The 19,695-nt window shown below is 60.4% G+C and carries 18 protein-coding genes; 10 read left to right on the plus strand and 8 right to left on the minus strand.

All coding sequences use genetic code 11. The features are described from left to right. From NFR87_RS01475 to NFR87_RS01485, 3 genes are all read left to right on the plus strand, one after another. Nucleotides 1-648 carry an SdpI family protein gene (locus NFR87_RS01475; RefSeq protein WP_251445313.1) on the plus strand — a complete coding sequence of 216 codons (648 nt, stop codon included), beginning with the start codon at nt 1-3 and terminating at the stop codon, nt 646-648. Nucleotides 649-746: 98 nt separating this feature from the next. After that, on the plus strand, nt 747-2,348 hold the full coding sequence (locus tag NFR87_RS01480) for an MBL fold metallo-hydrolase RNA specificity domain-containing protein (protein WP_251445316.1): 1,602 nt from the start codon (nt 747-749) through the stop codon (nt 2,346-2,348). A gap of 109 nt (nt 2,349-2,457) precedes the next feature. Further along, nucleotides 2,458-3,057, plus strand: a complete 600-nt coding sequence (locus NFR87_RS01485; protein WP_251445319.1) for a single-stranded DNA-binding protein — start codon at nt 2,458-2,460, stop codon at nt 3,055-3,057. Between the two features lie 45 nt (nt 3,058-3,102). Here NFR87_RS01485 and NFR87_RS01490 read toward each other — a convergent pair whose 3' ends face one another. The 3 genes from NFR87_RS01490 to NFR87_RS01500 are packed head-to-tail and all read right to left on the minus strand — an operon-like array spanning nt 3,103 to nt 5,888. Further along, nucleotides 3,103-3,795, minus strand: coding sequence for a P-loop NTPase family protein (locus tag NFR87_RS01490; protein ID WP_251445322.1), 693 nt, complete (start codon nt 3,793-3,795; stop codon nt 3,103-3,105). 31 nt (nt 3,796-3,826) lie between these two features. Then, nucleotides 3,827-5,239: a Sapep family Mn(2+)-dependent dipeptidase gene (locus tag NFR87_RS01495; RefSeq protein ID WP_251445325.1), complete on the minus strand. Its 1,413-nt coding sequence runs from the start codon at nt 5,237-5,239 to the stop codon at nt 3,827-3,829. Nucleotides 5,240-5,243: 4 nt separating this feature from the next. Then, a complete protein-coding gene (locus NFR87_RS01500; protein WP_251445328.1) occupies nt 5,244-5,888 on the minus strand; it encodes a helix-turn-helix transcriptional regulator in 645 nt (214 codons plus the stop codon). Nucleotides 5,889-6,046: 158 nt separating this feature from the next. Here NFR87_RS01500 and NFR87_RS01505 point away from each other — a divergent pair, with 158 nt between their 5' ends. Beyond that, on the plus strand, nt 6,047-6,562 hold the full coding sequence (locus NFR87_RS01505; protein ID WP_251445331.1) for a transcription repressor NadR: 516 nt from the start codon (nt 6,047-6,049) through the stop codon (nt 6,560-6,562). 316 nt (nt 6,563-6,878) lie between these two features. On the opposite strand, the gene NFR87_RS01510 is transcribed toward NFR87_RS01505, so the two are convergent. The 4 genes from NFR87_RS01510 to NFR87_RS10430 form a co-directional block, all read right to left on the minus strand. Further along, nucleotides 6,879-7,274 (minus strand): hypothetical protein, encoded by a 396-nt coding sequence (locus NFR87_RS01510; RefSeq protein WP_251445335.1) that lies wholly within the window; start codon nt 7,272-7,274, stop codon nt 6,879-6,881. A gap of 26 nt (nt 7,275-7,300) precedes the next feature. Beyond that, on the minus strand, nt 7,301-7,654 hold the full coding sequence (locus NFR87_RS01515; RefSeq protein ID WP_251445338.1) for a hypothetical protein: 354 nt from the start codon (nt 7,652-7,654) through the stop codon (nt 7,301-7,303). Nucleotides 7,655-7,738: 84 nt separating this feature from the next. Further along, nucleotides 7,739-8,083 (minus strand): hypothetical protein, encoded by a 345-nt coding sequence (locus NFR87_RS01520; RefSeq protein ID WP_251445343.1) that lies wholly within the window; start codon nt 8,081-8,083, stop codon nt 7,739-7,741. A 115-nt stretch (nt 8,084-8,198) separates the two neighbouring features. Beyond that, entirely contained in the window at nt 8,199-8,324 is a 126-nt protein-coding gene (locus NFR87_RS10430; protein ID WP_277613113.1) for a hypothetical protein, read from the minus strand. A 244-nt stretch (nt 8,325-8,568) separates the two neighbouring features. On the opposite strand from NFR87_RS10430, the gene NFR87_RS01525 reads away from it, so the two are divergent. From NFR87_RS01525 to NFR87_RS01550, 6 genes are all read left to right on the plus strand, one after another. After that, nucleotides 8,569-10,488 carry an NAD(+) synthase gene (locus tag NFR87_RS01525; RefSeq protein WP_251445346.1) on the plus strand — a complete coding sequence of 640 codons (1,920 nt, stop codon included), beginning with the start codon at nt 8,569-8,571 and terminating at the stop codon, nt 10,486-10,488. Between the two features lie 272 nt (nt 10,489-10,760). Then, complete coding sequence (locus NFR87_RS01530; protein WP_251445349.1) at nt 10,761-11,822, plus strand: TRAP transporter substrate-binding protein; 1,062 nt, start codon at nt 10,761-10,763, stop codon at nt 11,820-11,822. Between the two features lie 38 nt (nt 11,823-11,860). Further along, nucleotides 11,861-12,418 (plus strand): TRAP transporter small permease, encoded by a 558-nt coding sequence (locus NFR87_RS01535; RefSeq protein ID WP_251445352.1) that lies wholly within the window; start codon nt 11,861-11,863, stop codon nt 12,416-12,418. Next, the gene (locus tag NFR87_RS01540) at nt 12,415-13,725 is read left to right on the plus strand and encodes a TRAP transporter large permease (RefSeq protein WP_251445355.1); all 1,311 of its coding nucleotides are present in this window, start codon (nt 12,415-12,417) and stop codon (nt 13,723-13,725) included. The genes NFR87_RS01535 and NFR87_RS01540 overlap by 4 nt, the downstream gene beginning before the upstream one ends. Nucleotides 13,726-13,744: 19 nt before the next feature. After that, nucleotides 13,745-14,626 carry an isocitrate lyase/PEP mutase family protein gene (locus NFR87_RS01545; protein WP_251445358.1) on the plus strand — a complete coding sequence of 294 codons (882 nt, stop codon included), beginning with the start codon at nt 13,745-13,747 and terminating at the stop codon, nt 14,624-14,626. A 74-nt stretch (nt 14,627-14,700) separates the two neighbouring features. After that, nucleotides 14,701-16,470, plus strand: coding sequence for a sigma-54-dependent transcriptional regulator (locus NFR87_RS01550; RefSeq protein WP_251445361.1), 1,770 nt, complete (start codon nt 14,701-14,703; stop codon nt 16,468-16,470). 75 nt (nt 16,471-16,545) lie between these two features. On the opposite strand, the gene NFR87_RS01555 is transcribed toward NFR87_RS01550, so the two are convergent. Next, entirely contained in the window at nt 16,546-19,605 is a 3,060-nt protein-coding gene (locus NFR87_RS01555; protein ID WP_251445364.1) for an alpha/beta fold hydrolase, read from the minus strand. Between the last annotated feature and the right edge of the window lie 90 nt (nt 19,606-19,695).

A 19,695-nucleotide genomic window follows, 5' to 3' on the forward strand; every position in this document is an offset into this window, starting at 1 on the left:
ATGAAAAGCAAAAAGGCCATTCTATTGATGTGGATCGTATCCCTGCTGCCCTTTGTACTGGTGGCCATCGCCTGGCCCTATCTGCCCGAGAGGATCCCTGGCCACTGGGGGCTCAACGGCCAGATCGACCGCTACGACGCTCCCGCCACCCTGTGGCTGATGTGCGCCATCGGCCCCCTTCTGTCTCTGGGGATGCAGTTTTTGCCCCGGCTGGATCCCAAAAGAGAGAATTACGAAAAGTTCCAGCCCTACTACGACTTTTTCGGCCCTCTGGTGCCCCTCCTCCTTCTGCTCTGCATTGCCGTCACCCTGTCCGAGAGCCTTTGGCCGGGACGGATCAATGTAGCCCGGGCCATCGGACTTATGGTCGGCGTGCTGTTCCTCATCATCGGCAACATGATGGGCAAGGTAAAGACCAACTGGTTTATGGGCTTCCGCACCCCCTGGGCCCTCTCGGACCCCGACGTGTGGAACAAGACCCAGCGGCTGGGGGGCTGGACCTTCTTTCTCTCCGGCCTGTCCGCCCTGGTGCTGTCCCTGCTGGCCCCGGAGGAAATCTTTTTTGTGGTCTTCTTCGCCATCCTCATCGTGGGGCTTGTTCTGACCTATGTGATGAGCTGGAAGTGGTTCCGGGAAAAGAACGTATAGACCCGCCGCCTCTCTTTTTCATAAACTTTTCATACTTTCCCCCTTCAGATGTGCTATACTAAACTCAGAGGTAAACTGTTTTTGCGGGAGGGTTTGGTATGAAGCTGACATTTTTCGGCGCGGCGAGGGCCGTCACAGGGAGCTGCCACTGCGTGGAGTGCGGCGGGCGCAAGTACCTCATCGACTGCGGCCTTCAGCAGGGACGGGACGAGAAGGACAACAGTGTTCTGGACTTCAACCCCGGCATGGTGGACGCCGTCATCGTCACCCATGCCCACATCGACCACTCCGGGCGGCTGCCCCTGCTGGTGAAACGGGGCTTCCGGGGGCCCATCTACTGCACCCGGCTCACCGCCCGGCTGCTGGGTATCATGCTGCTGGACTCCGCCCACATTCAGGAAAGCGACGCCAACTGGGAAAACCAGAAGGGCAAGCGGGCGGGCAAGGAGCCGGTGGAGCCCCTCTACACCATCCAAGACGCCCAGGCCACCCTGGAGCTGCTGGTGCCGGCGGAATACGGTGAGCGGGTATCCATCCACGACGATGTGGCGCTGGAATTTGTGGACGCGGGGCACCTGCTGGGCTCCGCCGAGGCCCAGCTCTGGCTCACCGAGGGCGGAGTGACCCGGAAGATCGTCTTCTCCGGCGACCTGGGCAACACCGACCAGCCCATCATCCGGGATCCCCAGCCGGTGGACGGCTCGGCGGACTTCGTGGTCACCGAGTCCACCTACGGCGACCGGCTCCACGGAAAGATGGCCTCCTACAAGGAGGAGCTGGCCCAGATCATCGACGAGACTCTGGGGCAGGGGGGCAACGTCATCATCCCCGCCTTCGCCGTGGGCCGCACCCAGGAGCTTTTATATTTCCTTCGTGAGATCAAGGAGGAGGGGCTGGTAACGTCCAGGCCCGACTTTGAAGTCGTGGTGGACTCCCCCCTGGCCAGGGAGGCCACGGAGATCTTCTCCGGCGATTTGACGGGCTATTTGGACGAGGATGCCATCGCCGCCGTTCAGAAGGGCAACCTCTTCCGCTTCCCCGGCCTGGTGCTCACCGAAACGGTGGAGGACTCCAAGGCCCTGAACACCGACGGGAAGTGCCGGGTCATCCTCTCCGCCTCCGGCATGTGCGACGCCGGACGGATCCGCCACCACCTCAAGCACAACCTTTGGCGGCGGGAGTGCACGGTGGTCTTCGTGGGCTACCAGGCCGAGGGCAGTCTGGGCCGCCGGCTTTTGGAGGGGGTCAAAACGGTAAAGCTCTTCGGCGAGGAGATCTACGTCCAGGCCCGGATCACCCGGGTGGAGGGTCTCAGCTCCCACGCCGACCAGAAGGGCCTTCTCCAGTGGATGGAGTGCTTCCGGGCCCAGCGGCCCCGGCAGGTCTTCGTGGTGCACGGGGACAAGGACGTAACCGTCGCCTATGCCGATATTTTGAAGGAGCAGGGCTTTGCCGCCCATGCGCCGGACTACGAGGAGGTCTACGACCTGCTCGCCGACCGGATGCTGGCTCCCGGCATCCCCCCGGCCATCAAGGAGTCTCAGCCCACCTCCCCGGCCGGCTCCCCCGCCTACCGGCGGCTGGAGGAGGCCGGGCAGCAGCTGCTGGCCGTCATCCGTCACAACAAGGGCGGCGCCAACAAGGATCTGGGGAAATTTGCCGACCAGATCCGGGCGCTTATCCAGAAATGGGATCGGTAAGTGGAATAAAAAAGGGCCTCTCCCCCTGGGAGAGGCCCTTTTTGTCATTCATAACACGGGGGCCTGTCTCATATACTGTCATACCTTTTACTGCAAGGAGTGTGACAGCATGGACAGCAGAAACCAGGCCACTCTGCGGGGGCGGGCCGCCCAGGCGCCCTGCCTCTCCCACAGCAACCACGGCGTGGCCTATTACACCTTTCCCCTGGAGGTAAACCGCCTCAGCGGCACGGCGGATGTGCTCAATGTAGTGGCGGACGAGACCCTTTTGGAACAGTGCCCTGTGACGGCGGGAGAAGAGTATCAGGTAGCGGGGGAGATCCGCTCCTTCAATAACCGCAGCGGCGTGGGAAGCCGCCTGGTCATCTCCTTTTTCGCCAAAAGCCTCCAACCGGCCCAGGGGGAGCATCTGAACCAGCTGACCCTGAGCGGGGTGCTGTGCAAGGCCCCCAACCTCCGCCGCACGCCGCTGGGCCGGGAGATCTGCGATTTGCTGCTGGCGGTGAACCGCCGCTACGGCCGGGCGGATTACCTGCCCTGCATCGCCTGGGGCGGCCTGGCCCGCGCCTGCGCGGCGCTGGAGGTGGGGGACGAGGTACATATCACCGGACGGCTCCAAAGCCGGAAATACCGCAAGGTGATCCAGGGGGTGGAGTCGGAGCGCACTGCCTATGAGATCTCCGTCATGGAGTTGGAGCCGGAAGGGTAAAAAAACGCCGTGGTCAGATGACCACGGCGTTTTTTCTATGTAAGCTCAGCCCTCGTAGTAGGGATAGTCGATGACCATGGCGTCCATGCGGTAGAAATCTTCGTCCGTGATGGAGTAGTAACCATCCTCGTCCTTCTCCAGCTGAACAGTGGTGGACTGGGCGTCCAGGTTGCTGGTCTCGGAGAGTTTGGAACGGAAGGCGTTGATGATGATCTCCGCCCACTCGGCGTCGGCGGTCATCTTCTCCTCCTCGCTCATGTTCTCCTGCACCTCGGTGGGATACTTTTCATACCAAGGCTCCAGCGCGGTCTCCAGCTCCTCCTCGGCCAGGTGGGCGATGTCGATGGGATAGATCGTCACCTTCACGGAGAAGGAGCCGTCGTCCTGCTCGGCGGCGGAGACCACCTCGAACTTAAGGTGGCTGTAGATCTCCTTGTACAGCTCCTTGATCTCCTCCTGCTGCTCGTCGGTGGGGTACTCAATGGCGTAGTTGTAGATGAAGTATTCCACCTCGGCGTCCATGCTGCCCTCATAGGTGGAGGCCACATCGTCATCGTCGATGTCCACCAGCTTCTTGAACTCGTCGCTGGCTGTGCCCAGGTAGTTTTCCTCAATGATGCCGGTGACATAGGTCATGGCCTCATCCTTGCTCAGGCCGCTCTTACCGCCGCAGGCCGTCAGGCTCATGCCCAGAGCCAGGATCAGGGCCAGGAGCCCCATGCGTTTGATGTTTTTCATTTCACTTTCTCCTTACCGTCTCAAATATTTTTTATCTGCACAGCCGGGCGATGGCCAGGGCAAAAATTTTGGCGGACTTGATGAGATTGTCCACGCTGGCCTGCTCGTTGGCTGAATGCATTTTGGGGTCGAAGCCGGGGAAGTCGCAGCCAAAGGCCACGCCACCGGGGATGTCATGGACGTAAGTCCCCCCGCCGATGGCCATGGGCTTGGGATCCCTGACCCCGGTGTAGGCGCTGTAGCACTCCAGTAGCGTCTTGACCAGGGGGGTGTCCGCCGCCACCACATGGGCGGGAACCATCTGGGCGCCCCCGGTGAGGGTGAAGCCCGCCTCGCCCAGGGCCTTCTCACAGACCTGGACGCAGTTCTCCACCGTGGCGCACACAGGCACCCGGGCGTCGAACTGGGCGGAAAAACCGGTCTCGGACAGGGTCATGAGAGCCAGGTTCACCGTCAGCTCTCCGCTGTCATCCTTCTGGGCGATGCCCAGGGCCTTGCCCCGGGTGTCCCCCAGGGGGAAGCGCTCCTTCAGGGCCCGGATGGCCCGGGTGGACTGGCACTGGGCCAGAGGCAGGGCAGAGAGGAGCTCCAGCATGGCCTGGATGGCGTTGACGCCGTCGTCAGGGCTGGCGGCGTGGGCGTTTTTGCCGGTACAGTGGATCCGGGCGCCGCCCACCATGTCGGTGACGGTGAACATGGCCCCGCTCATGCGCTCCACCGTGGGGCACAGGGGGGTGATATCCGCCGCTCGCAGCCCCAGCACCTCGGCGCTGGCCTCCGGAGGCACCACATTGAAGCGGAAACCGCCGGAGAGGACGCTGACCCGGGGCTCCACCATCACCGCAGGCCAGGAGGCCCCAAACACGGGCCGGAACTGGCCCTTTTCCACATTGATAAGGGGGAAGTCCGCGTCGGGAGAGAAGCTCTGGGGCGCATAGGGCTCCCTGGCGTAGTAATACTTGATATCGCCGCTGCCCGACTCCTCGTCGGTGCCCATAATAAGCCGGGCGTTTTTGGTGACGGGTAGGCCCAGATCCCGCACCGCCTTCATGGCGAACAGGGCGGCGCAGAGGGGCCCCTTGTCGTCGGACACACCCCGGCCGTAGAGGACGCCGTCCTTCTCCACACAGGTGTAGGGATCGGTGCTCCAGCCGGAGCCCTCCCCCACCACATCCAGATGGGCCAGGATGTGGAGCTGAGTGTCCTTGTCGTTCATATCCGCCAGGCCCACGTAGTGGTCGTAGTCCCTGACGGAGAAGCCCAATTCGGCGCAGAGCTTCACCGCCTCATCCAAGGCGGCCCGGGGGCCGGGGCCGAAAGGGGCCTCAGCCGTGGGCTCCCCCTTCACGCTCTTCACCGCCACCAGGCGGGAGATGGCGGAGATCAGCTCCCCGCGCACTGCGCTGTCATTGAAATAGCTGTCGATACGCTCCTGAATATCCATAGCTTCACTCTTTCCCGGCGGCGGCCTTCTCGTCGGCCAGCTCGCCCAAATATTTATAAATGGTGTACCGTGACACCTTCAGCCGGGAGGCCACAAAGGGCACCGACTTGCGGAAGGAAAAGACGTTCTTCTGATCCAGCAGGGTCACCAGCCGGAACCGGTCTTTTTTGTTCAGCTCCTCAATGGGCTTGCCCAGTGCGGCAAGGCACTCCTCAAAGATCTGGTGGAGCTGGCCCGCGCCGCCGGCCCACAGGGCGCTTTGCAGGTCGGCCTCCGCGTTCATCAGACCCATGAGCGTGCGGTTAGCATAGCTCAGCGCGGTGAAGTCAAAGTCGATGCCCAGCGCCAGGTCGTAGTCCTCCCCCACCATGTGAAAGGTGGAGGATTTGATCTGCTGTCCCGACGGAGTCGTGGCGTAGAGATTGACAAAATCGTTGGCCAGGGTAGTGGAGTCCAGCACCTTGTCCGAGCCCAAAATGTCCAGGGTGGAGCCCACCTCCCGGCCGGAGACCTGACCGTTGTAGATGGACAGAATGGGGTGGCGGGGGTTGCCCATATCCTGCACCAGCGTCTCACAGGAGGAACCAAACATTTCCGCAATGCCCTTTGCGGTGCGATCCAGAAATTCAAACGCCTCTTCTCTGGTCATGTGCGGGCCCCCCTTTCATGGTTTGCAGAATCCAGAATATTTTAACACCATGGAATGGAAAAATCAACCCGGCCCGGCCTTTTCCCCCGGGAAAAACTGTGCTATACTGCAAGATAGGATATGACATCGCGCCAAAATCATGCAAAGGAGTTGGGGATATGGACGCCCAGGAGCGAAGACGCGCCATTCTTCAAAGACTGAATACGGCCACCGGCCCTGTAAGCGCCGCCGCGCTGGCCCGGGAGCTGGGGGTGAGCCGCCAGATCATCGTAGGGGACGTGGCCCTGCTGCGGGCGGTCGGGCACCCCGTCACCGCCACCCCCAGAGGCTATGTATCTGACCGCTCCCCCGGCGTGACACGCACCCTGGCCTGCCTCCACGACGGCGCCGGGATGGAGGCCGAGCTCACCGCGCTGGTGGACACCGGCTGCGAGGTGGTGGACGTGATCGTGGAACACCCCATCTACGGCCAGCTCACCGGTCAGCTGCGGCTGCGCTCCCGGTACGATGTGAGCCAGTTCATCGCCCAGAGCGAACGAAGCGGCGCTCAGCCTCTGTCCCAGCTCACCGGAGGGCTCCACCTCCACACCATCCGGGGCGAGGACGACTCCGCCCTCAACCGGGCGGAGGAGGCCATGGGAGAGCTGGGCTTCCTGTGGCAGGAGGAAGTATAGGGCGAATCATGTAAAGCAGAAACAAAATGTAAGGTATTTTACTATCAAACCAGCCAATTTACAATTTATTCACACTTCCGTCAAAGTTTCGTCTTAATTGTTTGATATCTTCAATATGGACACAGGAAGAAGCCAGAACACACTACGCATCCTCCCTTATTCCCTCTCTATCTCTCTGCAACAAAACACACACCCAAAAAGTCCCCGACGAAAGTCGGGGACTTTTTGGGTGTGTGCAGCAAAGAGCCAAAAAACAGGGGGACAACTCTTCTTGTCTTGATGCCCTTTGTCAAGACAAAAGAACCACCCCCCTGTCTCATTCGTTGGAGCTTTTGGGTTTAAATGTCCAATACACTCCCTCTTCGTTGGAATGGATATAGAGCAGACCGTCTTTTTCCCAAATGATCTGATCTAAGAGAAATTCTACATTTGTTTGATAATTCTCCTGCGGCATTTGTGTACTCGGCACACAGCTTTGAACCACACCCACCTGTTCCATCCCATCAAGGGAATGGAGCTTCCCATAGTCCGAGCGAGTGTAATAAACATCCTCATACATAACAGTAAGGGGACACTCCCAGGCAGGCGCAGGCTCCGGCTGATCCACTTGACTCACACATATAGCCAAAAGAATGAGCAACAGGGCAATTACGCCCCAAAAAAGGCCAGAGGGGCGGTTCTTTCGTCTTGTTGGAAATATGCCGCCGGGCAAAATAACCGCCCCCCTGTCTGCGTGTCTCAGGTTCTTCCTTCCAGACGATCTATCAAGCCGTCGAGATTGTCCGGGTGGATCCGATAGGCTCGGGAGCCTACCGTAAGTTCGCCGATGGAGGTAATGTGCACAGCGTCAAGCTCCTGGTTCCGGGCGAAGAAGTACAGATGGTAAAGCTGCCCCTCATATATATTGTCGGCCCTTCCGTCGTCGGCGCATCGCACTTGCGAAAAAGCCTCCAGAAAAGAGGCCAGCTCCTGGCCCTCCAGCAACTCCTCCCGCTCGGAGGATATGGTCACAGTTATAATTTTGCAGGAGGAGACCTGCCCCAGGTTCGGATAGATCTCGGCAACGGTTTTCTCCCGCATTCGATCAGCCACAAGACCGATCCCCAGCGCCACGAGAAGAACGGCGGCTATCCATACAGCTTTTTTCCTCAAAGGGTTTCCCTCCTCAGGCAAGGGTCATGAATTTGATTTCCATTCAAATGATACACGGTTTTTTAGCAAGAAATTGACGGCAGCCGCCCCGCTGGTATATACCTTATAAGCATTATATAGCAAGGCATCTTTCATAGACCCTGTAGCATCTGGATATAGTTCTTCCGGAAAATTAGTCACGGCCGCTCCAGTAGGGGAGTTTGCATTGTTGTAATGGTACACACTATAGGGACGAACAAAGCCATACTCTCGGTTTACCACATTTTTATAATCAGAACCATCTTTCACATATATGGCTCGGTTAATTGGATTAATATTGCCATAGCAATCTATCCAGTCGTCTTGATGAACTACATAGTTGGTCGGCAAATTACTGCTAATAAGCGCCCAACCAAAAGATGTTACATATCCCACATCGGCAAAAACTAACGCAAGATTTATGCCATTAGCCGCCCATTGGGCAAGTTGTCCATACTTGCCATACTTAAGTTGTCAAATCTTCTTCTGTTGCAAAATCTTTAATATCGTATTCCTCCGCCGCAAAGGCCGGGACTGCCAGACCCATACACATGGCCAGGGCCAGGAAGATACTTACCAAACGCTTCTTCATTATGATACACTCCTTTTCTTTCTTTTGTCAAATCTTTGTGACCGCTTTGCCGACAGTTTACCTCTGCATGGGACTCGCCCCTTTCTGTGCATGACACGAATCGAGACAACCTCTGTTCATTTTTGCCTCTATCATATACATGTAATGAGAAGGGCATTTTGTTGCACCCCCCTGTCTTGCGCCCTCTTGTCTTTTTTCGGCGGAGGGGGTACAATAGACCCACAACGAGCAAGGAGGTCTCCCCATGAAGGACGGATTTATCAAGGTGGCCGCCGGCACGCCCAAGATCCGGGTGGCCGATCCCCGCTACAACGCCGAGCAGATCTTTACCCTCATGCGCCAGGCCGACCACCAGGGCGTGCGGGTGCTGTGCCTGCCCGAGCTGTGCCTGACGGGCTATACCTGCGGCGATCTGTTCCTTCAGGACACCCTCCTGAAGGGCGCCGAGGAGGGTCTGGCCACCATTTTGGAGGCGACCAAAAACCTGGACATGGTCACCGCCCTGGGGCTGCCTCTGAAATACAAAAACAATTTGTATAACTGTGCCGCTATTATACAGAGTGGAAAGATCCTGGGTCTGGTACCCAAGACCTACCTTCCCAACTACGGGGAGTTCTACGAGGGGCGTTGGTTCACCTCCGGAAGGGGGATCTCCGAGCCCTTCTTCTCCCTATGTGGGCAGGAGGTCACGCTGGACGCCGATTTTCTCTTCTGCTGTGAGACCATGCCCGAGCTGGTCATCGGGGTGGAGCTGTGCGAGGATCTGTGGGCGGTGGAGCCGCCCTCCAGTCGGCTCTCCGCCCTGGGCGCCACCCTTATTCTGAACCTGTCCGCCTCCAATGAGCTGGCAGGCAAGGCGGACTACCGCCGCAGCCTGGTCGCCGGCCAGTCGGCCCGGTGCGTGTGTGGCTATGTCTACGCCGACGCCGGGGAGGGGGAGTCCACCACCGATTTGGTCTTCACCGGCCACAACATGATCGCCGAAAACGGCGCTCTACTGGCACAGCGGCGCTTTTCCACGGGGCTGACTGTCAGCGAGATCGACGTGGACAAGCTGGTCTTTGAGCGGCGGCGGATGAACACCTTCCCCACCGTGGAGAGCGAATACGGCGCCCAGGCGTCCTTCTCTCTGGAGCCGGGAGAGACCTCTCTCACCAGGCTCGTCTCTCCCTCCCCCTTCGTCCCCCAGGACGAGGCACACCGGGCGGAGCGGTGTGAGGAGATCCTGAAGATCGCCGCCCTGGGCCTGAAAAAGCGGCTGGAGCACACAGGGGCCAAAACGGCGGTCATCGGCCTGTCCGGCGGCCTGGACTCCACCCTGGCCATCCTCATCACCGGCATCGCCATGAAGCTCTTGGATCGCCCCGCTTCGGACATGATCGCCGTCACCATGCCCTGCTTCGGCACCACCCACCGCACCCGCTCCAACGCGGAGCTGCTGGCGGAGCACATGGGCGCCACCCTGAAGGTGGTGGACGTGGGTGAGGCGGTGAAGGTACATTTCAGGGATATCGGCCAGGCCATGGACAACCAGGATGTGACCTTCGAAAACGCCCAGGCCCGGGAGCGCACCCAGGTGCTCATGGATATAGCCAACCAGACCGGCGGCCTGGTCATCGGCACCGGCGACCTCAGCGAGCTGGCTCTGGGCTGGTGCACCTACAACGGAGACCACATGAGCATGTACGCCGTCAACGCCGGCATCCCCAAGACTCTGGTGCGGCATTTGGTGCGCTATGTGGCCGGGGACAAGGCCGGGGAGGATCAGGCCCTGTCCGAGGTACTGGAGGACATTCTGGACACCCCTGTATCCCCGGAGCTTCTCCCCGCCGTGGCGGGGGAGATCAGCCAGAAGACGGAGGACATTGTGGGCCCCTATGAACTCCACGATTTCTTCCTCTACTATGTCGTCCGCTGGGCCTTCTCCCCCAGGAAGGTGCTGCGCCTGGCGGAGCAGGCCTTCGGCTGCTCCTATGACCGGGCCGTCCTTTTGAAGTGGCTGAAAAACTTCTACCGCCGCTTTTTCTCCCAGCAGTTCAAGCGCTCCTGTATGCCCGACGGGCCCAAGGTAGGCTCCCTGGCCCTCTCTCCCCGGGGCGACTGGCGGATGCCCTCCGACGCGGCGGCCGCCCTTTGGCTGGAGGAGCTGGAAGGCTTGGAATAAGCATCCGCCAGTCGCCTGGGGCCCCCACAAAGCCATTTTTATACCGTTTCCAGAAAGGCCGCCTATAAAGGGCGGCCTTTTTTTGTCCTCTGTTTTCCCGCTTTTCCAGAGCAGCATCCGCCCCTACTCCACCCAGGCGCAAAAACGTTTCAGAATGAATCAAAACCAGGCGTCAGGTCTATAGAGGGTCCCTTTGGAGCAGACTATAATAAAAATCAGAAACAGCATCCGCGGTGTCGCTGTTTCAATATAAAACAAAGGGGAAAGCAGATATGAAAAAGCTTACCGGACTGTTCCTTGCCGCCGCCATGTCCCTCGGTCTCCTGGCCGGGTGCGCGGGCCCTGCCGCCAACAGCCCCGCCGCCTCCGGCGCCCCCGCAGCAAACAGCGGCACGCCCGCTGGAAGCAGTGAGCCCATCAAATTCACCGTCAGTACCGACGGCACGGTCCGCGCCGAATATGTGGACCGGTTCGTTCAGTATGTGGAAGAGGCCAGCAACGGCCGCTACACCGGCGAGGCGTATGCCCCCAGCTCTCTGGGCACCGCTGCCGACATGGCCCAGATGATCCAGCTGGGCACCCTGGATTTCTGCCTCAACGACGACATGTCCATCGACGGCATTCTGGACGGCGCGCTGGGCTTCGCCTGGCTGCCCGGCCTGGTGGCCGACTATGAGGAGGCCGACGCATACTACAATCAGGGCTGGATCGGCCAGCAGGTGGCCGCCATTATGGAGGCCAACAACATCATCCGCATCAGCTCCTTCTGCAACGGCTTCCGCCAGGTGGGCAACCTCAAGCACGAGATCACCGAGATGTCCGATCTGCGGGGCCTGAAGATCCGCACTCCCTCCGTGGCCTCCGTGGTATCCTTCTATGAGAAATGCGGTGCCATGCCCGTGATGATCGCCACCCCCGAGGTCCTCTCCGCCCTTCAGACCGGAACGGTGGACGGCCTGGACAACTGTGTATTCAACTACATTGTCCAGGGCCTCACCGACGTGGTCACCTATATCACCGAGCTGAACTACTGTTACTCCGGCGGCTGCTTCGTCGCCAGTCCCTCCTTCTGGGGCAAACTGAGCGCCGAGGATCAGGAGATGTTCCGCACATGCGCCCAAAAGGCCTCCGATGACTTCACCGAGTATTTCCGGACCACCACCGAGGAGCTCACCCAGAAGGGCATCGACGAGGGCCAGTGGGTGGTCTCCCAGCCCTCCGAGGCCATGAAGACCGAGCTCCAGGGCATCTATCAGGCCATCTGGGAGGAGAGCAAGGACAAGTACCCCGCCGAGATCATGGACGCCATCATCAACGGCTCCTACAAGGGGTAAAGCCCCCGTGAAATTCTGAAGGAAAGGGTGAACGCCCCATGTTCTTCCGAAAATTCGACTGGATCAACTCCGCCCTGGTCCATGTGGAGGTGGCGCTGCTGTCCGTCACCACCCTTGTCCTGGTGGGCGCCATTTTTGTGGAGGTCCTGTGCCGGTATGTGTTCTTCATCTCCACCGCCTGGGCCGAAGAGCTGGCCCGCTATCTCTTCGTATGGACCTCCTATATCGGCTCGGCCTACGCCCTGAACGAGGGCAGTCACATTGAGGTGGATATCGTCCCCCAACTGGCCCAAAAGGTCTCCGTGATCCGGGACAAGGAAAAGTTCGTCCGACGCCTGGAATTCATCGCCACCTTCATCACCGTGGTCTTTCTGCTCTACTTCTGTTTTATTTGGAGCCAATATCTGGGGATGGTGGCCGCCTCCACGCAGACCTCCCCCACCATGCACATCCCCATGTTCCTGGTGTATCTGCCCGTCCCGGTGGGCAGCGCCCTGATGATCTTCCACGGCGTTTATCTCATGGTCTGCCATCTCACCGGCAACCCCACGCCCAAGATCCAGGCTGAACTTGAAAAGGAGGCGGAGCAATCATGAATGCCGGCGTCGCGCTGCTGATCTTTATCGGCTCCTTCTTCCTCCTGTCCATGCTGCTGAAGGTCCCTGTCTCCTTCGGCCTCGCCATCGCCTCTCTGTTTGTGTTCCTGGGCGCTCACATGAACACCGTCACGGTGGCCCAGTACTCCTTTGCCTCCCTGGACAGCTTCGCTCTGCTGGCCATCCCCTTCTACATCTTCGCCGGGGTACTGATGGAGCACAGCGGCATCTCCAAGCTGGTGGTCAACTGGATCCAGTCCATTCTGGGCCGCATCCGGGGCTCTCTGGGCATCATCTGCACCATCACCTGCATGGCCTTCGGCGTGCTGACCGGCTCCGCCATGGCCACCATCAGCGCCATTGGCAACATCATGGCCCCCGAAATGGACAAGGACGGCTACCCCAAGGGCTACACCGCCGCCATGCTGGCCGCCACCTGCTTCCTCGGCATCCTCATTCCCCCCAGCGTCCCCGGCATCATGTACGCCCTGGCCTCAGACAGCAAAATCTCCGATGTGTGGATGGCCACCGTGGGTCCCGCCTTTATCTTTATGGCGGGCTACATCATTGTCAACTACTTCCGCATCGGCCGCCGCAGGCCCAAGATCGGAAAGCTTCATGACAGCGTGGGCGCCTACCTGGGCAACATCGGTCTTCGCACCGTCAAGACCTTTCCCGCCCTGCTGATGCCCGTCATTATTTACGGCTGCATCTATGGGGGCGTCTGTACCCCCACCGAAGCCGGCGCCCTCAGCGCGGTGTATGGCGTGATCTACTTCATCATCGTGCGCTTTCTCAATCACCGCGCCGGACTTTCCCTCTGGCAGGTGGCCGCCATCAGCGGCGCCTCCACCGCCGCCATCGGATTGCTCAACGCTTTTTCCACTGTGGCGGGCAAGGCCATCACCATGTCAGGCGTGTCCAATTATTTGTCCAACCTCATCACCTCCAACATCTCCAGCAAGGGCGTTTTCCTGCTGATGATCAACCTTCTGTTCCTGTTTTTGGGCACCTTCCTGGACATCAACGCCGCCGTGCTGATCATGACTCCCCTGCTGCTGCCGGTGGCGAAGACCTACGGGATCACCGCCATCCACTTCGGCGCCATCCTGCTGGTGAATATGAGCGTGGGCTTTTTGACCCCGCCCTTCGCCCTGGGCACCTTTGTGGGCACCAAGATCGCGGGGGCCGGATACGGCGAGACGGTAAAGGAATCCATTCCCTTCATGCTGGTCGGCCTGGTGGCCATTGTCGTCACCACCTGTTTCCCCGAATACATCATGTTCTTTGTCAACATCCTATCCTGAGCAGAGAGGAACGATCCATATGACGATTGAAGAAAAAAGAGCGGCATTCAAGAAAAACATGCTCGATCAAGACCGGATGACCCTTCTTTGCGGCGCCTTTGACGGGATCACCGCCCGGGTAGCCCAGGCCGCCGGCTGCTTCGACGGCTGCTACATGGGCGGCCAGGCCACCGCCGCCAGCATTTTGGGCGTGCCCGACATCGGCGTGGTCACCGGCTCCGAGCAGACCAAGCACGCCGGCGACCTGGCCTCCTGCGTGGAGCTTCCCTTTGTGATCGATGCGGACACCGGCTACGGCAACGACCTGAACGTCCGCCGCACCATGAACGACCTGGAACTGGCCGGCATCTGCGGGGCCCACTTTGAAGATCAGGTCACCCCCAAGCGCTGCGGCGGGATGCACGGAGTACAGATCGAGACCGCCGAGGTCTTTGCCCGGAAGATCGAGACCGCCGTCAAGTACCGCCGGGACCCCAACTTTCTGGTCATCGCCCGCTCCGACGCCGCCGAGGTGGTCGGCGTCGATGAGGCCATCCGCCGGCTGAACCTGGCCGCCGACGCCGGCGCTGACATGGGCTACATTTTCTCCGCCAAGGGCGTGTTCGACGACCTGGACGACATCAAGCGGGCCTGCGACACCGTCCGCATCCCCATTTTGTACTGTCTGATGGAGTTCTGCCCCGAGGTCTGCTTCACCCTGGAGCAGCTGCGGCAGGCCGGTCTGCGCGCCGTCTGCTGGCCCAACGGTCTGTTGATGCGCTGGTGCCGGGCCGCCACCGACCTGGTGGAGCAATTCAAGCAGACCGGCAGCTGCCTGACCTTCTTCGACCAGCTCATGCCCATTGAACAGTGCAACCAGCTTCTGGGCATTCAGGACTGGAATCCCCCCGGTATGTTTTGACCCTTCTTGATTTGAGAAGCACCGCATCCGTCCCGGACGGATGCGGCGTTTCTCGTGGAAAGGCCGGTGATTTTTTGAACAAGATCTGCATCCTGACCGTCGCCCCATATCCGGAGTTCGGCGAGCTGGCGGAGGAGGTCGCCCGTCAATATCCCCAGATCGACATGTATCTCGCCCCCGGCATCTATCAAAGCGCCATCGAGTACACTCAGATCTATCCCAGCAAAAAATTTGACGTCATCATCTCCCGGTCCTTTACCGCCGACCTGCTGCGCAGCTCCTCCATCACCCCTGTGATCGGCGTGGAGGTCTCCGCCTACGATGTTCTGCGCACCCTCCAGCTGGCCAACTCCCTGCGGCAGCCCTTCGCCGTTTTGAGCACGCCGCCGGTCATTGAGACTTACCGGCGTCTGGCCGAGCTGCTGGGCCTCTCCCTCCATCTCTATACCTTTTACCATGTCTCCCAGGTGGAGGGGCTGCTCCGGGAGATCAAGGAAAAGGGCTTTGACTATGTCATTGCCGGCATTGTCGCGGAAAATCTCGCCCCGCCCATCGGCCTGAAGACCATCCGCATCACCTCCTCCCGGGAGAGCATCCAGTCGGCCATCCAGCAGGCGCTGGCCTTTCATCAATGCGTGGAAAACGTCCGACAGACAGACGGACTCTACCAGACCTTTTTGGATCAGAGCAAGGACGGGATCATCATTTTCAACCAGGCCGGAAAGGCGGTGTATGCCAACATCGCCGTCCGGAACAAAAGTCTTTTGTCCACCGAGGAGCATATCGTCCGCTATATCGACACGCTGGAGCGGGAGAGCCATCTGTCCGTCGTCAAACGGATCGACGATTTCTATTGGGAGATCGAGGGACACCGGATCCCAGGAGAGAACGTGTTCTACTGCTTCCGTCTGCGCAAGCTGTACTCCATCTCTCAAAAGACCTCCTTCATTCATCTGGACAACGCCGACAATATCTTTCAGGGCATCAGCAACGTGATTTGGAACGGAGCCTACCGCTCCTGTCTGGAAAAGGTGGTCCAGTCCGCCATCGACACCCACATTCCCGTGCTGATCACCGGCGAGATCGGCACCGGAAAGGCGGAGCTGGCCCAATATATCTATTGTCACAGCGTCCGGAGCAAAACTCCGCTGATCACCATCAACTGCAAAAGCGTCACCAAAAAGTCCTGGGACACCGTGGTAAACAATTACCGCAACCCCATCCATGACGTGGGCGGCTCCGTGCTTTTGGAGCGGATCGACCTTTTGGAGCCCGCCATGCAGTCCACCCTGGCCGAGTATATCATCAACACCAACATGGGCCGCCGCCACAGGCTGTACGCCACCAGCTGCGCCGACCTGTCCAGGCTGGTGGTGGAGCGTGGCTTTTCCATCAGCCTGTACCGTTGCCTGCGGGGCCTGCACATCTCCCCCAAGCCCCTCTCCCAGCTGACCGAGCTGATCCCCCTGCTGGCCGGAGAGCTTCTGGAGTGGAACGGCAAAAATCTCTCCGGCAGCGCCATTGCCTTCGAGCCTTCGGCCATGGCCCAGCTGCAGGCCTTTTCCTGGCCGCTGAACATCCTCCAGCTCAATGACGTGGTCCAGCAGTTGGTGCTGGCCTGCAAGACCACCCTGATCTCCGGGGAGCTCACCGCCGAGATCCTCAGCGCCATCCCCGCCGAAGGCGCCCAGAGCGCCCAGGCCATCGACCTGTCAAAGTCCCTGCGGGAGATCGAGCGGGACGTGATCTTCGCCGTACTGCGGCAGGAGCAGATGAACCAATCCGCGGCCGCCAAGCGGCTGGGCATTGGCCGCTCCACCCTATGGCGAAAGCTCGGCCAGTAGTTCCTCACTCCGCAAAAGCAAGAGCCGCCTTCCGTTTTGGAAGGCGGCTCTTTTTGTATGCTGTTTGGTCCGGGCTTACTTCCCGGCCAAAACGTCCTTGAGCGCGGTGACCTGCTCGGCGGTGAGGCCCACGGTCTCAGTGAGATAGGTCTCAGCGGCCTTGCTGAGGTCGGCCTTGGCCAGGGCCTTCTCGTCCTCAGCGCCGGTGAGCTTGAGGAGGTTGGCCACCACATTGCTCTGGGCAATGCGGTTCCAGCGGTCGGAGTCCTTCTCCACATGGTAGTAGTTCTCGTAGGAGAGCATGTAGTCCTCGGTGATCTCCCGCACCGTACCGCCCATGAGGCACTCCAGCAGCATGGTGACGAAGCCGGCCCGGTCCTTGCCCTCGTTGCAGTGAATGAGGTAGGGACCCTCGTTGGCGAGCATATACTCCAGACCGGTCTTCAGCTTGGCGGTGAAGTCCTCGGCGGCAAAGTCCACGCCCATGTCCAGCTTCACGGTGTTGGTGGTGGCGGCGTAGGAGTCCTTCACGCCCTCATAGCCGTCGTACTCCTCCTCGGAGTCGGCCAGGTCAAGAATGGTCTTCACCTTGGCCTCCTTGATGAACGCGTCCACGTAGGTGTTCCGGCCCAACTCGGGGTTCACGGGGCTGGAGGCGCGGTAGAGCACCCCCTCGGCGATGTCGCCCATCTTCACCGCCCGGAAGTTGGCGAAGACAGCCTTATCGTTGTCGTAGTCCTTGATGTCGTTGGTCCGCAGAGCGTCGATGTTGCGGATGGTGTACTCCTCCAGATAGCCCTCCTTCTCACCCATGGCGAAGGAGATGACGGTATCCACTTCGGCGCCGTAGGTCTTGGAGAAGTTGCCCATGTTAATGGCGGCAGCGATGGTGTCCGTGGAGGTGTCGGTGAGAACGATGACGTTGCCGGTGTCCACGTTGGAGTAGCCGGTGCCGAAGGGGGCCTCCACGGTCATATCGCCCACAGTGACCTTCAGAATGTCGCCCACGGCGTAGCCCGCGCCCACAAAGACGTCGGCATAGATGTCGGTACCCACGTTGCCGTATTTGCTCACGGCGTTGACCTTACCGGCGACGCAGCCGTTCAGCTTCTCAGCCAGGAAGCCGGCAGTGATGTCGGCCACCTTGTAGATGGTCTCAAAGTTCTCCTCGGCAAAGACGTTGTAGGTGTGGTCGGCGCCCTCCACCAGGTAGACCCGACCGTTCTGAACCGCAGCGGCGATCTTGTCGGCGTTCTCGGGCAGAACCACGTCGTCCTTGTCGCCGTTGATGGCCAGCACGGGAGCCTCCAGGCCCTTGACGGTCTTCAGCACGTCGGTCTCCTTGACTTCCTTGAACCAGCGCTCACCCACGCCCAGGCTGTCCCGCCAATCGAAGGTCATCTCAAAGGTGCCGTCCTTCTTGGCGGTGGCGTAAGCGGCGTCAAAGTCCTCAAACATGGTGGTGAGATCCAGCGCGCCGGACCAGGTGACCACGGCCTTGAAGGTCTCGGGATAAGCCGCGGCGGCCAGCAGGGCGTTGGTGCCGCCCTGGCTCCAGCCCATGACGGCCAGCTTATCGCCGTCGATCTCGGCCTGCTCAGCCAGGTAGTCGGCGGCGGCCTTGGCGTCCAGATTGGCGGAGGTGTAGTTGTAGTCCTTGTAGTCGGCCTCAGACTCGCCATTGCCCATAAAGTCAATGCGCAGGGAGGCGATGCCGTTCAGGGCCAGCTCGGGAGCGGCGGTGAGGTAGCCGTTGCCGGCCTCGTCCTTGGTAGAGCCGGTACCGTGGAGCATGACCACGGCGGGGAAGGTCTCTCCCTCATGGGCGCCGGGCATGGTCAGAACGCCGGGGACGGTGTGGGCGGGGATACCGTCCTGCTCAGGCACCTCGATCTCCACATCGCGGGTGACATAGATGGGCACCAGCTCGTCATAGCTCTTGAGCATGGCGGCCAGCTCGGCGCGGGTCATCAGGGCGGAGGGGTTGATGGCGCCGGTCTCGTTGCCCTTCATCAGGCCCAGCTTGTAGCACTCGGCCACCTCGACAGCGGCCCAGGCGGGCACGGTGTCATAGTCGGGCGCGGTGAGGGCGGGGCTGGTGGTGGTGTCCACGATCCAGCCGTCAAAGGCGGCGTAACGGGAGAAGATGGCGGCCACCTCGGCCCGGGTGATCTCCCGGTCGCCCTGGAAGGCGCCGGCGGTACCCTCGGCCAGACCGGCCTGCTTGGCCCAGGCGGCGGCGTCGGCATACCAGGCGTCGGCAGTCACGTCAGTAAAGTCGGCAGCCTGGGCGACCTGGGGCTTGCCCACCATATTCCAGATGGTCTGGAACACGGTGGCACGGGTGACAGTGGCCTCGGCGGCAAAGCTGACGCCGTCCACAGTGGACATATAGCCCTTCTCGGTCACATAGCTCTGCGCCTCGGCGTACCAGGGGGCGGGAACCTGGGGCTCAGTCTCCTCAGGGGTCTCGGCGGAGGCGTTCATCCTGCTGGTATCATAAGTGTTGGGGAACACAGCGCCGTTGAGCACCCAAACGTCGCTCAGGTCGGGCTGGCCGTCCTTCACGGTGGACACCAGGAAGTCGCCCTCCCCGTGCTCCACGCCGGGACGGTTGGCGGTGAGGATGTCGCCCCAGGCGGTCTCCACCACCACCTGGATGTCTGCGGGGATGAACATGGCAAAGTTGGTGTCGGGCGTGGCCTTGGTCTTCAGGTCGATGTAGGTGTCCTTCTGAGCGAAGTCCTCGGCGGTGAGCTCAGTGCCGTCGGCCTTGGTGTAGGTGCCCATGACCTTCTCCAGGTTGGAAGGCCACAGCTCGTCCACCGTGCCTTTGAGCAGCACGGTGACGCCGTCGTCAGTCACCACGCCGGAGTTGCCCTCCAGCACGTTTTCATAGGGGGTGTCCTTGGACACCAGCATCCCCTGGATGGTGTACTCGGTCTTGCCGGTGAGGAACCACTCCTGGCCGCCCTCGGCCAGGTACTCCTCCAGGGAGACCTCGGTCTGGGTTCCCACCCGGGCGCCGTCGGCGGGAGTCCAGCCCTCGGGCAGGTCGGCCGCCATGGCGGGAGCCGCCAGGGACAGGCTCAGGGCTGCGGAGAGAACCAGAGCGGTAAGCTTTTTCCAGTTCATGATCAGTTACCTTTCCTTTCTGTTGTTTGTTGAGAGGGAAAACCGAAAAGAACCCGGAGGCGGACTCCGGGTTCTTTTCGGTTCCAGACA

It is taken from the genome of Vermiculatibacterium agrestimuris (genome assembly GCF_943193085.1).
Lineage (GTDB): Bacteria > Bacillota > Clostridia > Oscillospirales > Oscillospiraceae > Vermiculatibacterium > Vermiculatibacterium agrestimuris.

What these genes read in the sequence shown, in the direction of transcription:
- NFR87_RS01530 (WP_251445349.1), top strand. Translation starts at nt 10,761, where the DNA reads ATGAAAAAGCTTACCGGACTGTTCCTTGCCGCCGCCATGTCCCTCGGT.
- NFR87_RS01495 (WP_251445325.1), bottom strand. Translation starts at nt 5,239, where the DNA reads ATGGATATTCAGGAGCGTATCGACAGCTATTTCAATGACAGCGCAGTG.
- NFR87_RS01535 (WP_251445352.1), top strand. Translation starts at nt 11,861, where the DNA reads ATGTTCTTCCGAAAATTCGACTGGATCAACTCCGCCCTGGTCCATGTG.
- NFR87_RS01555 (WP_251445364.1), bottom strand. Translation starts at nt 19,605, where the DNA reads ATGAACTGGAAAAAGCTTACCGCTCTGGTTCTCTCCGCAGCCCTGAGC.
- NFR87_RS01475 (WP_251445313.1), top strand. Translation starts at nt 1, where the DNA reads ATGAAAAGCAAAAAGGCCATTCTATTGATGTGGATCGTATCCCTGCTG.
- NFR87_RS10430 (WP_277613113.1), bottom strand. Translation starts at nt 8,324, where the DNA reads ATGAAGAAGCGTTTGGTAAGTATCTTCCTGGCCCTGGCCATGTGTATG.
- NFR87_RS01490 (WP_251445322.1), bottom strand. Translation starts at nt 3,795, where the DNA reads ATGAAAAACATCAAACGCATGGGGCTCCTGGCCCTGATCCTGGCTCTG.
- NFR87_RS01500 (WP_251445328.1), bottom strand. Translation starts at nt 5,888, where the DNA reads ATGACCAGAGAAGAGGCGTTTGAATTTCTGGATCGCACCGCAAAGGGC.
- NFR87_RS01480 (WP_251445316.1), top strand. Translation starts at nt 747, where the DNA reads ATGAAGCTGACATTTTTCGGCGCGGCGAGGGCCGTCACAGGGAGCTGC.
- NFR87_RS01525 (WP_251445346.1), top strand. Translation starts at nt 8,569, where the DNA reads ATGAAGGACGGATTTATCAAGGTGGCCGCCGGCACGCCCAAGATCCGG.
- NFR87_RS01545 (WP_251445358.1), top strand. Translation starts at nt 13,745, where the DNA reads ATGACGATTGAAGAAAAAAGAGCGGCATTCAAGAAAAACATGCTCGAT.
- NFR87_RS01505 (WP_251445331.1), top strand. Translation starts at nt 6,047, where the DNA reads ATGGACGCCCAGGAGCGAAGACGCGCCATTCTTCAAAGACTGAATACG.
- NFR87_RS01485 (WP_251445319.1), top strand. Translation starts at nt 2,458, where the DNA reads ATGGACAGCAGAAACCAGGCCACTCTGCGGGGGCGGGCCGCCCAGGCG.
- NFR87_RS01540 (WP_251445355.1), top strand. Translation starts at nt 12,415, where the DNA reads ATGAATGCCGGCGTCGCGCTGCTGATCTTTATCGGCTCCTTCTTCCTC.